The sequence below is a fragment of the Trichormus sp. NMC-1 genome (assembly GCF_001858025.1).
Taxonomy (GTDB): domain Bacteria; phylum Cyanobacteriota; class Cyanobacteriia; order Cyanobacteriales; family Nostocaceae; genus Anabaena.
Window position 1 is genome coordinate 514,595 of the sequence record NZ_LZQD01000001.1, and the last position, 13,398, is coordinate 527,992.

At 39.3% G+C, this 13,398-nt stretch carries 10 protein-coding genes; 4 read left to right on the forward strand and 6 right to left on the reverse strand.

Annotation, left to right across the window (positions count from 1 at the left end):
- Window positions 1-372 precede the first annotated feature (372 nt).
- Window positions 373-1,635: an FAD-dependent oxidoreductase gene (locus A9Y75_RS02260; protein ID WP_071187829.1), complete on the forward strand. Its 1,263-nt coding sequence runs from the start codon at window positions 373-375 to the stop codon at window positions 1,633-1,635.
- A 46-nt stretch (window positions 1,636-1,681) separates the two neighbouring features.
- Window positions 1,682-2,140 carry a hypothetical protein gene (locus A9Y75_RS27160; RefSeq protein WP_143046344.1) on the forward strand — a complete coding sequence of 153 codons (459 nt, stop codon included), beginning with the start codon at window positions 1,682-1,684 and terminating at the stop codon, window positions 2,138-2,140.
- A 222-nt stretch (window positions 2,141-2,362) separates the two neighbouring features.
- Here A9Y75_RS27160 and A9Y75_RS02270 read toward each other — a convergent pair whose 3' ends face one another.
- From A9Y75_RS02270 to A9Y75_RS02280, 3 genes are all read right to left on the reverse strand, one after another.
- Complete coding sequence (locus A9Y75_RS02270; protein ID WP_071187831.1) at window positions 2,363-3,391, reverse strand: amino acid ABC transporter permease; 1,029 nt, start codon at window positions 3,389-3,391, stop codon at window positions 2,363-2,365.
- A gap of 41 nt (window positions 3,392-3,432) precedes the next feature.
- Window positions 3,433-4,335 carry an ABC transporter permease subunit gene (locus A9Y75_RS02275; protein ID WP_071187833.1) on the reverse strand — a complete coding sequence of 301 codons (903 nt, stop codon included), beginning with the start codon at window positions 4,333-4,335 and terminating at the stop codon, window positions 3,433-3,435.
- A 78-nt stretch (window positions 4,336-4,413) separates the two neighbouring features.
- Window positions 4,414-5,493, reverse strand: coding sequence for an amino acid ABC transporter substrate-binding protein (locus tag A9Y75_RS02280; RefSeq protein ID WP_083389467.1), 1,080 nt, complete (start codon window positions 5,491-5,493; stop codon window positions 4,414-4,416).
- Between the two features lie 198 nt (window positions 5,494-5,691).
- Here A9Y75_RS02280 and A9Y75_RS02285 point away from each other — a divergent pair, with 198 nt between their 5' ends.
- Together A9Y75_RS02285 and A9Y75_RS02290 are read left to right on the forward strand one after the other, a co-directional pair.
- Window positions 5,692-7,125: a Rieske 2Fe-2S domain-containing protein gene (locus tag A9Y75_RS02285; RefSeq protein WP_071187835.1), complete on the forward strand. Its 1,434-nt coding sequence runs from the start codon at window positions 5,692-5,694 to the stop codon at window positions 7,123-7,125.
- A 119-nt stretch (window positions 7,126-7,244) separates the two neighbouring features.
- Window positions 7,245-7,889 carry a PAP/fibrillin family protein gene (locus tag A9Y75_RS02290; RefSeq protein WP_071187837.1) on the forward strand — a complete coding sequence of 215 codons (645 nt, stop codon included), beginning with the start codon at window positions 7,245-7,247 and terminating at the stop codon, window positions 7,887-7,889.
- A gap of 231 nt (window positions 7,890-8,120) precedes the next feature.
- Here the strand turns inward: A9Y75_RS02290 and A9Y75_RS02295 are convergent, their stop codons facing one another.
- From A9Y75_RS02295 to A9Y75_RS02305, 3 genes are all read right to left on the reverse strand, one after another.
- Complete coding sequence (locus tag A9Y75_RS02295; RefSeq protein ID WP_071187839.1) at window positions 8,121-9,977, reverse strand: ABC transporter ATP-binding protein; 1,857 nt, start codon at window positions 9,975-9,977, stop codon at window positions 8,121-8,123.
- 168 nt (window positions 9,978-10,145) lie between these two features.
- The gene (locus A9Y75_RS02300; protein ID WP_071187840.1) at window positions 10,146-12,272 is read right to left on the reverse strand and encodes a tetratricopeptide repeat protein; all 2,127 of its coding nucleotides are present in this window, start codon (window positions 12,270-12,272) and stop codon (window positions 10,146-10,148) included.
- A gap of 328 nt (window positions 12,273-12,600) precedes the next feature.
- Complete coding sequence (locus A9Y75_RS02305; protein WP_071187842.1) at window positions 12,601-12,780, reverse strand: ssl1498 family light-harvesting-like protein; 180 nt, start codon at window positions 12,778-12,780, stop codon at window positions 12,601-12,603.
- Window positions 12,781-13,398: the final 618 nt, after the last annotated feature.

Genomic DNA, 13,398 nt, shown 5'->3' on the forward strand with positions numbered 1-13,398 from the left:
CAAATTAGAAAACTTTTTCATTTTTTTAAATACCCAATAAAAAAAATCCAGGGCAAACGCATCTTGTCAATAAGGACAATTTCATCTCAATAACGCCAAAAATATTTGCATTAACACCTATTTAGTGACAATACTTTGGTCTATCACCATAACTGATAAAAATCAATCAAACGATAAATTTTAATTTCTTATTTCATACATTAAAACTGTATTTTGTCAATAATATTTAGATGCATTTCGCTTGCTTGGTAATCCCTTTTGTTTTTTTCTTTTAACAGCACAAAACTTCAGCATTTTAGTAACAAAAATAATACATATAATGGTAAATTTATATATTGCATAAATCCTCATATATATACAAATCAAAATTTGATGCTAAAACTCAATCGGCGTAAATTTTTATTGCGTAGCGCCTTGATGTTGGCAGCTACAACTTCCTACGCTCAAGTTCGAGCCGAAACATCTAAAACCCCAGGAGCATTAGAGCCAACCGCATCTCCTCAAAACGTCATCATTATCGGTGCAGGTATTTCTGGTTTAGTCGCTGCTTATGAATTAGCTTCTGCAGGTCATAAAGTCAGAATTATAGAAGCTCGTGAGCGAATTGGGGGAAGAGTTTTAACTTTGCGAAATCAATTTAGTGATGGACATTTTGTAGAAGCGGGTGCTGCCAGAATTCCTGATAATCATGATTTAACCCTTGCTTATACTCAACACTTTGGTTTAAGTTTGAAGCCTTTTTATCCAAATAAAGGTTTGTATGTAGACTTGAAAAAAGGTAAACGGACTTTATTTCCCTTTGAGGAATTAGAAAAACAAATGGGAAATAGCACAAGATTAACTACACAACCAGAAAACAGACAAAGAGCGGGTGGAAAAATACAGGAATGGAAAAAAATAGCTCAAGGTGCAGATTTATTACCAACTGCTTTTGCTGCATCATTAAAAGGAAAAATTTATCTTGGAGATGCAGTTACTCGTGTTGAGCAAAACTCTTTAGGAACCAGAGTTATTTGTCAATCAGGAAGATTTTATTATGGTGATTGTGTAGTTTGTACTGTGCCATTACCTGTACTTGAAAAAATTAATTTCTCTCCTTCCCTTTCTTTATCAAAACAGAATGCTATTTCTGGTGGTTATAGCTATCGTGCTGCGACTAGAATGTTTGTAGAATATCCAGAACGTTTTTGGGAAAAGGATAATTTGAATGGTTGGGCTAGAATTACTGATCGTCCAGAAGAACTATGGCAACCTACTTGGGACAGTAATAGTAAAACCGGAATATTACACGCCTATCTTAAAGATAAAAATGCTTTGGAAATGGATGCTCTTAAGTCAGAGGAAAGATTAACTAATTTATTGCAAAAATGGGAAGAGATTTTCCCCGGAGCTAATAATTATAAAGTTAGTGCAGTTAGTTACTCTTGGAATAATGATCCTTGGGCAAAAGCTGGTTGGGCATATCCTAGTTCTTCTCAAGAAGAAAAATTATTTAATGAAATTGGACGAAGAGAGGGAAAAATATATTTTGCTGGAGAACATACTTCTATAATTAGAGGATGGATTCAGGGAGCATTAGAATCAGGGATTAAGACGGCTCAACAGATTCATAATTCCGTCCATCTATTGAGCTAGTGTTAACCTGTTAAAGGTTTTATCATCTGTTGATGTCCTAACCTCCTTGTCCATTGCTATAATTCATTACAAAAAAAGGGAACAGGGAACAGGGAACAGGGAACAGGGAACAGGGAACAGGGAACAGGGAACAGGGAACAGGGAACAGGGAACAGGGAACAGGGAACAGGGAACAGGGAACAGGGAACAGGGAACAGGGAACAGGGAACAGGGAACAGGGAACAGGGAACAGGGAACAGGGAACAGGGAACAGGGAACAGGGAACAGGGAACAGGGAACAGGGAACAGGGAACAGGGAACAGGGAACAGGGAACAGGGAACAGGGAACAGGGAACAGGGAACAGGGAACAGGGAACAGGGAACAGGGAACAGGGAACAGGGAACAGGGAACAGGGAACAGGGAACAGGGAACAGGGAACAGGGAACAGGGAACAGGGAACAGGGAACAGGGAACAGGGAACAGGGAACAGGGAACAGGGAACAGGGAACAGATAAGAAACTTTAGTTCTGAGTTTAAAGCTCAGTCAAAAAAAGATGTTTTTAAAAGATGACGAGCAACGAAAAAAAACAGTGCGGAGCCGGAGCCGCTCCGCCTCCGGTCATTATTTCAATCTCATGTTTTTAAACATGAGTTTTTCTGTTCCCTCTGAAAATATGATTTTGTCAAGATAATTTTAGATGCGTTTACCCTGGAGATCTGGGTATAGGTTTTTTTAAGTTGCGCTGCTTAGGAACTTGGGTTATTACTTAATTGCTTTTCTAATTTTCGGGATGCAAAAGACATTGAGTAACAAAATATCCAATAAATACAACCTAAAAATATATAAACTTCTGCATAACGACCGAGAAATTGTGGTTGTGCCAAGATAGAACGAGAAATACCTGTAAGTTCAACTAATCCCACTAAAGATAACAGAGAAGTATCTTTAAATAAGCCGATAAACTGACCTACAATGGCAGGAATAACAGCCCGTAAAGCTTGAGGTAAGATAATTAATATTACTACTAATGGTGTATTAAATCCTAATGCTTTTGCTGCTTCAATTTGTCCTCTTGGGATTGATTGAAGTCCACCACGCACATTTTCTGCCATGTAAGCAGCACTAAATATAACTAATCCAGCGATTGCTCGCAGTAATTTATCTAAACGTAAATCCGTTGGTAAAAATAAAGGTAGCATGACTTGAGCAAGAAATAAAATACCTATAAGTGGAACTCCCCTAATTATTTCAATATAAAGAATAGAAAACCAACGCACTATAGGTAAATTGCTAGTTCTTCCTAAAGCAAGTAAAACGCCAATGGGGAAGGAAAGTAAAATGCTTACGGCTGCTATGAGTAAAGTGAGTAGCAAACCATTCCATAAATTTGTAGATACCGATTCTAAACCTAATCCGCCACCAATTAACCACCAAATAATAGGGAAAGATAATAACCAAAGTGGTGAAAGCCAAGGCGTAATTAATTTAGATAATTGTTTGGGAATTAAAAAACTTGTAAATACACTCCCAGTTATTAAGCTGAGAGTTGTAACTATTGCTAAAATAATCCAAACTCGCCAATACAAACTTTTGGGAAATCTGCCAACTAAAAACAAGTGTAAATTCACCTGAATTACTTGCCACTGTGCTTGAGTGATTGCCCAAGTTAATATTCCTTTAGTTACCCAAAAGAGAAATATCAAAGACAAGATAGTGAATAAACTATTGTACCAACTATTAAATAAGTTTTTGCGTAACCAAGTTATTTTAGTCATTAGTTATTAGTTATTAGTTATTCTCTTCTCGGCTTGTTTTCTTACCTCTCTTTTATTTGTACGGTGCGGTTCAACAAGTTCATGATCACAGAGATGGTTAAACTGAGGGTGAGGTAGGTGAGGATAATTAATAACATAACTTCTACGGCTCTCCCTGTTTGATTAAAGGTGGTAGAGGCGACAAAATAAATGTCAGGATAACCAATTGCGATCGCTAAACTGGAATTTTTTGTCAAATTCAGATATTGACTGGTGAGTGGGGGAATAATTACCCGCAAAGCTTGGGGAATAATCACTAACCGCATTGCTAAACTTGATTTTAGTCCCAGCGATTGCGCTGCTTCCCATTGTCCCTTATCTACTGATTGAATCCCACCTCTGACTATCTCGGCAATAAACGCACCTGTATAAAAAGTTAGCCCTAGCAGCAATGAGGAGAACTCTGGAGAAAAGCTCACCCCCGGAAATTCCATCCCATTTTGACTTAAGTAAACCAACCCCCAAAGAGAAATTTTATTTTCTACCTTGGGAAAAGTGAGGAAAACGGCAAAGTACCAAAATAGTAATTGCAATAATAAGGGAGTATTCCGGAAAAGTTCTACATAAATTGATGTCATATTCCGCACTAACCAGTTATCGGATAGACGAGCAATTCCCGCAGTTAATCCCACAATTGTTGTTAGGAAAATTCCTACTATTGCCACTCGCAAAGAGTTGATTAAACCCACCCACAAAGCACGGCTATAGGTATCTATTGGTGTATAGCTAATTATTTTTTCACCAATATCAAAAGATGCTTGTTGTTCAAGAAAATCAAAGCCAAACTGAATACCTAATTGCTGTAAATTGCGGCTCAGATTATTCGACAATATTGTTATCAAAACTGCTGCTAAAAATACGGCAATTAATTGTCCAGCAATTTGCCAAAAGCGCTTGTTAGTCATTGGTCATTAGTCATTGGTCATTAGTCATTGGTCATTGGTCATTGGTCATTATTTATTTCCTACTTTTCCCAATCTCTATCATCTAAAAGGGGGAGAATAAAGTAAACCGCCTTGTGACCAAAGTTGATTTTGACCACGAGATAAATTCAGCTTTGTCTTAGCTCCCAGATTGCGATCGTAAATTTCGTTATAGTTACCAACGTGCTTAATGATTCTCGCTGCGAAGTCTTTTGTTAAACCGATTCCTTCACCAAGGTTCCCTTCTGTACCTAAAAAACGCTTAATATCTGGGTCCGTACTAGTGGTAAATTGTGCAATATTTTGAGAATTAATCCCCAATTCTTCGGCTTTGACCAGGGAATAAATAGTCCACTTGACGATATTAGTCCATTTAGTATCTCCTTTAGCAACTGCTGGTGCCAGAGGTTCTGAGGAGAGAACATCATCAAGAATTACATTATCATCCGGTTTGGGTAGGGTTGTGCGTCGAGAAACTAAGCCAGAACGGTCAGCAGTAATTGCATCACAACGCCCTTGGGCATAGGTAGCAAAGGTAATATTAACATCTTCAAAAACGATGGGTTTATAAGTTATACCTCGTTTCCGCATTTGGTCTGCTAAGTTCTGTTCGGTAGTAGTGCCAGTTTGGACACAGATGGCTTTATCTTTGAGGTTAGCTAGAGATTTGATGCCGCTATTTTTGCGAACCATGAGGGCTTGACCATCGTAAAAAACCACAGGTGCAAAATCTAAACCTTGGGCAGTATCACGACTCAGTGTCCAAGTAGTATTACGGCTGAGAATATCTACTTCCCCAGTTTGCAAAGCTGTAAATCGTTCTTTGGAATTAAGATTGCTGTATTCTACAGCTTCAGGATCATCAAACATAGCGGCAGCTATAGCGCGGCAGACATCTACATCAATTCCGCTATATTTACCGTCAGTTCCCACAAAGCTGAACCCTGGTAATTCACCACTAACGCCACAGATGAGCTTACCACGACTTTTAATGATATTCCAGCGATCGCTTGTAACTTTGGCTTCTCTTTTGCTGGCTGTAGTTGCTGTTTTTTCTGACCCACTACTACAAGCACTGAGGGTTAATATGATGGGGATAATGGCTAAAACTAAACCAGATAGACGCATAGACTTAATCATCGTTATTGCTGGATTGGACAAATCAATATTTTATCGAAGGCAGGAGGGAAACGAGGATGTAGAGACCTCTAGGTCAGGTGTTCGCGCTGCGTCTGGTAGAGAAGCTAACTAGAGGTAGTTAATATCTATCTGCCAGGGGGATTAAAAAATTGTTACTTTAGTTTTGGATAGAAAATCAAAATCATTGTTGATTCCACCATGTCCAATAGTATTATCCATTCAGAAGCATCTCCTCAAGTAGTCACATCTCCAACCATAACAACAGAATTACTCCCCGCAGGTGGACTTGACCCAGAACGCTTTGATTGGCAAGAGGTTTGGTATCCTGTCCATTATGTAGAAGATTTAGACAAATCCCAGCCGACTCGCTTCACTTTGCTAGAACGAGATCTTGTTTTGTGGTGGGATAATCATGAACAGATGTGGCGAGCATTTCTAGACCAATGCCCCCATCGGTTAGCGCCACTATCAGAAGGCAGAATTAATGAGGATGGATTATTAGAATGTCCTTATCATGGCTGGGCTTTTTCAGGAACGGGAAAATGTTCAATTATTCCCCAGCAAATTGAAGGAGCTAAAGCAGAAGTTTCTCAACGTGCCTGTGCGACTTCATTACCTACCACAGTACGGCAAGGACTCTTATTCGTTTATCCTGGTTCTGTGGAAAATGCCGCTAAAACCAAAGTTCCCGTTGTTGACATTTTAGACGAAGATGCGGACGGCTGGATTTGTCTCAATACCTTTCGAGATATCCCCTATGATGCTTTGACGTTGATGGAAAACGTCTTAGATTCCAGCCACATTCCTTACACTCATCACCGTACCGTCGGCAACCGAGCGAATGTATCTCCTGTGGAATTGGAAGTTGTAGAATCTGGAAAATGGGGATTTAAAGGAACTTGGGAAGCAGGCCCCCGCAAAGGAACTTTAGGAAGGCAAGAGACTACTTTTATTGCTCCTGGTTTAATGTGGCATGATCTGACTTCTAAGCAGTTTGGTAGGACTTTAACGGTGGTTTATGCCACTCCCATTCGCAAGGGACAATGCCGGTTATTTGCGATTTTTCCTTTCAAGTTTTCTTCCAAATTACCAGGACTGTTTTTGAAGTTGACTCCGCGCTGGTATTCACACATTGGACAAAATGGTGTTTTAGAAGATGATCAAATTTTCTTGCATCATCAAGAACGTTATTTAGAAGAACGTGGTGGTAGTGGCAATTTTACCAAGGCATTTTATTTGCCAACAAAGGCAGATTTGTTTGTATTTCAGTTGCGTTCTTGGGTGAATCAATATAGTGTTGATCCTTTTTTGGGCAAGACTTTATCACCGCCATTATCGAAGGAAGCTTTATTAGATAGATACCACTCCCACACAGAAAAATGTGCTAGTTGTAGTGCTGCATTGGCTAATCTGCAAAAGTTGCGGGTGGGAGTAGCTGTGGTGACAGCATTTGTTTGGGCATTGCTTCCGTTGCTGATGTTTATTTATGGTCAAACGGATATTTTCACTATCAGTTTTCTCACCCTACTGGTAATTAGCGGTGCTGGGATTTGGTTTGGTTTGGGTAGGTTGGAGCGACGGTTTTATCAAGGACGCTTGGTTCCACCTAGAAATCTGCCTGAGAAAAAATAGTAAAATATGATTAAGGAAAAATTGAAGCATCTGACATGGCTGATTACAAAGTTTATTGTGTAGGAATTATCGCCTTTTTAGGTTACACTTTTCTAAGTATTCTATAAGTATTTAATCTGATGAATAATCAACTTTTGAAGGAAAAATTACAAGCTACAATCAAAAATATTCAAACTAAAAATGATGGTTCTCCTATTACTAACTTAAAACTGGATAAAACTTTAGTTGCAGAAATAGAAAGGTTGACAACAGAATTAGAAAGTCTCAATCCTCATCCTCAACCTCTCCGCCATGCTGCTAATTTATTAGAAGGAACTTGGCAACTGCAATACTCTACAGCTAGAGAAATCCGTTCTTTAGATTCTCTACCATTGGGTTTACAAATAGGTAAAGTTTATCAAGTAATTAATGTTGCTAATAAACTATTTTTTAATCTGGCTCAAGTGCAACATCCTCTGAAATTAATATCAGGATATGTGAAAGTAACAGCTAGTTTTGAACCTGCTATAGATACATCGGGTTTAGCAGATAAACGCATCAATGTTGATTTTGACAAACGCTATTTAGCGATTGAGAAGATTTTGGGTATTAACACCCCTATACTAAATCCATTTAAAGTTGTAGCGGCTAATAATCCTCAAGGTAGAATTGCCACTCTTGATATTACTTATTTAGATGAAACTTTAAGAATTGGACGTGGAGGAGATGAAAGTTTATTTATTCTCCAGAAAGCCAATGATTTACCTATAGCAGTTCTCGGTTGAGTGAGATACAAGAACCCCACCCCCAACCCCCTCCCCGCAAGCGATGAGGGGGCTAAGATGTACCTCATAAGAGCGGAAACCGCTATAAGCGAGAGAGTAAGTAGGTTAACAGAAAAATTTAAAGGTATGTGAAGAAAAGTAAAATCGCCCAAAGCTCTCTTCCTGTTCCCTGTTCCCTGTTCCCTTGCCCCAACGACAATTTTTAACGCCCACCTACTTAGGAGTTAGTAATTACCGTAAATGCCGATTCCTGATTCTTTCCGCACTACCTGTAGGAATCGCCGCAATTAATTTCCGGGTGTATTCTTCTTTGGCTTCGCGGTAAAGACTTTCTGCTGTACCTTCTTCGACAATTTTCCCTTGATTCATCACCAAAATGCGATCGCTCATAAATTTGACCACACTTAAATCATGGGAAATAAATATATAAGTAAGTTGAAATTCATGTTGTAATTCTTTTAACAAATTCAACACCTGAGCTTGTACTGACACATCCAGCGCTGAAACAGACTCATCGCAGATAATAAATTTAGGATTTAACGCCAAAGACCGCGCAATACAAACCCTTTGACGTTGACCACCAGAAAACTGATGAGGATAGCGTTTGAGATCATCTGCACTCAATCCCACCCGTTCTAAAAGTTCCGCCGCCCGATCTCGCCGTTGTTGCTTTGTCTTCCCCACCGAATGAATTAACAACGGTTCCATAACTGCATCCCCAATCTTCATCCGGGGATCAAGAGAACTAAAAGGATTTTGAAAGACTATTTGCATTTCTCGTCGCAATTTCTGCAACTTTTCGCCTTTGAGGGTAGTAATATTCTGCCCCTCAAACAAAATCTTACCGCTCATGGGTGCAATTAATCTGAGCAAAGTTCTGCCCAAAGTGGTTTTACCACAACCCGATTCTCCGACCAATCCCAGAGTTTCTCCTGGATAGACATCAAAAGAAACAGAATTTACAGCCATATTATAGGGTTTTGTCCCACTTAATACCCCCCGCGCCGGGAAACCAACTGTCAAATTGCGAATTTCCAGCAGGGGTTTTTGGGTGGTGAGATTTGTCAATCTTTGGTTAATCTCTTCACTGGTGACATCCCGTGGTTGTACTGGTTCTTTCGCATGAATTACTACCTTTCCGGTTGCATCTTGCTCTGTATTCATATAGTCAGAAACAGTCAACAATTTTTGGGGACGGTGTTCCAAGCTAGGACGACAAGCTACAAGTCCCTTAGTATATGGATGTTGGGGATTAGTAAAAATTTGCTCTGCTGCCCCATATTCGACAATTTTACCTTTATACATCACTGCAACTTGGTCAGCGATTTCCGAAACTAACCCCAAGTCATGGCTGATAAAAATTATGCCCATATCGCGGCTTTGCTGCAATTCCCGCATCAAGTCAATAATTGTTGCTTGTACCGTCACATCCAAAGCTGTGGTAGGTTCATCAGCAATTAACAGTGATGGGTTACAGGAAATAGCCATTGCAATCATCACCCGTTGTAACTGTCCTCCAGAAAGTTGATGAGGATAGCGTTCCAGCATCGATTGTTTGTGTTCTTTTACCAACTGCGCTAGTTGGAACCCATGTGGCTGCGACTTATGAAGATACCGCTGCTGAAGTTCTTCATCACTAGATAAAAGTTTAACTTCTTGCAAAAGTGCGATCGCTATTCTTCGCGCTTCCGTTATACTCACATTCTGATGGCGCATAATTGCTTCCGTCAGCTGAAACCCAATATCATAAACTGGGTTAAGTGAAGTCATCGGTTCTTGAAAAATCATGGCGATATCACCACCTCGGTACAGCTGCATTTCCTGAGGAGGTAAAGCCAATAAATCTAAGGGTTGGGCATTCTTCTGGGGACGAAACCAAATCTCTCCCCCACACACTCTACCGGGATACTGCAACAAACCCATTACAGCTAGGGCTGTAACTGATTTACCACTCCCCGATTCTCCTACTATTCCTAGAGTCTCACCTCGATTTAACTCAAAAGTGATACTATCTACAGCATTAACTTTGCTGCCATCACCGGAAAATTCAACTTGTAGATTGCGAACCTCTAGGACAGTTTCTTTCATGAGTAAGGGGGTATTAAATTTGACTTAAAGTTAACAGATGTTTTCATATTTTTAGGACTTACGCAAAATCATGGAGAAACGAACCGCAAAGACGCAAAGGACGCAAAGAAAGAAGGGTTTGAGAGAGTTTTTGCGTAAGTCCTGATTTTCTTAAGTTAACTCCATATTTTACAACTTAGGTAAAATTTCTGGAATTAAATTACCCGGAACTTTAGATAAAGCCAAATTTTGTCCTTGTATTCCTAACTCATTGTGGAAAGTCCGAATTGCTTTAACTATGTGATTGAAAGTCATTTGATAAGGTTCTGTGTGTTTAGTAAAACCTTTTAATGCTTGCACATGATTTTCTAAAGCTGCTTCTAAATGTTGAGAAATTATTTTTTTGTCGCCAGCAAAGGAGCCATCTATCGCTAATTGATAATGAGCTAATCCCAAGTTATTGTATGTTGCTAACAAATCAAAACTTAAAGCTATACCATTAAGGGAGTGAGCCAAATTAATTGTTTCTTCATAAGCACTGATGCATAATTGCAGAAAATTTTGGCATTCTTCTTTAGATATTTTCGGTAAATTTGCTATATGCCAATAAGCCGTGCCAAGATTATTTTGGGTAGCCGCGCTGGCATTAGGAACATGAGCGGCTGTACGATATTTCAGCGCTTCACAGTAGACATCAATTGCTAATTGTAGGTATTCCATTGGTTTTTCATATTGGGAGAGATTCCAATAAGCAGTACCAATGTTGTTTTGAATCATGCCATACTTCAGCGGTTCCTCTGCGGGTTTGTAATGAACCAGTGCTAAATTATAAGCAGCGATCGCTTTCTGGAGATGTTCTACTGGTTGACTATATTGCCCTAAATGCCAGTAAGCGGTCCCCAAATTATTCTGACAAGCCGCATACTTTAAAGGATCAATTTCTTCTGTACGATAAAGGAGTGCTTGACTATAAGCCGTCACTGCTTGCTGCCAATTTTCCACAGGCTGAGAAAACTTTGCTAAATCACCGTAAGCTGTTGCCAAATTATTCTGCACACGGGCGTAAATTTCCGGTTGGGTATCAGGTGTAATTAATTTGATTGCTAACTGATAAAATTCTATTCCCTGCTCTATATAAGTCTGTCCCTCCCCATTATTTCCCGGCGTGCGGTGTAGCATCCAGTAAAGTGTACCCAAATCATTTAAAATATCTGGAAGTTGTGGCGAAGAGTCGTTATAGCTAACTGCTTCTTGATAAGCAAGAATTGCCACCATTAAGTTTTCTAAACTTGACTGTCCTTGCTCAATGCGGAGACGATATAAATTTCCTAAGTTTTCATAAGCTACTGCTATTTCTGCTCCAGAAGCTTTTTTCTGATGTAGTTGCTCAATTTCCCAGAGCAGTTGGTGTGGTTGCCAGTTATGATATGCATCTTCACCAATATCCTTATTCAGTGTTGCTGTGACTAGCGACTTCAACTCGTCACTAACATACAGCAAAGATGATAATTTGGGGATATCAGTCTCAGTCGCTTTCTGTGGTGTATCTTCAACTTTTTCAGCAGATGGTTTTGTCTGAAAATTATTAATTTCAGTAGCCTGAAAATCTTGAACACCCGCTTCTGGAAATTCTTCTAGGGTGTCAAAATTAGTTACATCTCCACTTCGCCAATTAGACAAATTTTCTGCATCTCGATTATCTATCGCTGGTGTCGGCTCTCCAGCAAATATAAATATACCAGTCCGACAATGCCAAAATTTTGGTGCTGATTGCTGAATAGCATACAACCAAGGACGCGGTAGCCAAAACAGCAAGCTAGATTCCAGAAATCGATTGGATTCTTGGTTAGCAAAATACTGCTCGCTTAAACGGAGATAGTGTAGAAACGAACGTTGTACTGCTACTGATTGTTTAGTTAGCAGTTCTACACCAACAATTTGAAATGCGGGTATTGGTAAAGGACGACCAGGTGTGTCTTTTGATTCTCCCACAATCGGTGGTGGATAATTAGTCAACCATTGATTTATTTGAGCAATGGGATTAGGATCGCTTAAATTTAATCGCAATGTGACTAATCGGGGATAGGCTGGAGTACTAATTGCACCTGCGTTTGCTGGTTGATATAGCACTTGCCCTACAGGATAAGCCAACGTCGAGTGCAACCGAGTAGCTACTTGATTTCTTAAGTGTAAATCATCACATACAGCAAAAAGGATTTGTCGCCGCAAGCCAAGGCTCAAAGCAAGTTTTAGGCGTTGATATACTTGCCTATTCCAAGCAAAAATATCTGTGGATACAGTTTCATTCACACTCATGGTGGCTACAGAGCCGAAAGATAGTATACATCCTGAAGGAATGCATTGAACATCACAGAAAAATCTCATTATTCTGATTTTCTAGTTAATGTTTTCTGCTCAGGATGAATTGAGTTTTAAAGATTTAATATGGTAAACACAAGTATATATTTATACAGTTACAATAATATTATAACAAAATATGAGAAAATTAGGCTCCTCTTCACATTGGAATCTGAGAAGCCAAAAAATTGACCCTTTTAAATTTTGGTTTTAAATTCTGGATTGAAGATTCAAAATCCAAAATCCAAAATCCAAAATTTGGTGATTTACTTAAAGTCGTTCGTCCCTAACCGACTTGGGAAACAGAGAAGGCGACAAAAATTAAGCCACCAACCAAAAGCGCAGCCCCAATTCCTAAGATAATATAGGTACGCTTCTGTCCATCCGTGGGAGGTTCTGCTTGATAAACCTTGGGTTCACGGGCAAAATTATTGAGAAGACCGCCTTCTTCGTTTGTGTAGGGCATGAAGTGATTCCTTGTTATCTTCTTTGACTTTTATGTTACATAATTCTAGATTTACTCTCATAATTATAGACATATCGTTACATTTATTAAAACTAAAAGTTAATTATTCTAGATTCAGGCTCAAGCATTGACAAAATCAATAATATGTGTATTTGAACGCACCTATTGACTAAACAATTCAAAAGAGAGCTAAAGGCGTACCTAAGGGATATAAAATTAAAGACTTCACTAATCAAACTGGATTACTATAGGACTCCTATTTGTTTTTTGTTGGCGCAGCCTGCGCTTTGCGCTTATAAAACTCAGTACACCTGAATTTTATAGAATTCTATTCCCTATTCCCTATTCCCTATTCCCTATTCCCTATTCCCTATTCCCTATTCCCTATTCCCTATTCCCTATTCCCTATTCCCTATTCCCTATTCCCTATTCCCTATTCCCTATTCCCTATTCCCTATTCCCTATTCCCTATTCCCTATTCCCTATTCCCTATTCCCTATTCCCTATTCCCTATTCCCTATTCCCTATTCCCTATTCCCTATTCCCTATTCCCTATTCCCTATTCCCTATTCCCTATTCCCTATTCCCTATTCCCTATTCCCTATTCCCTATTCCCTA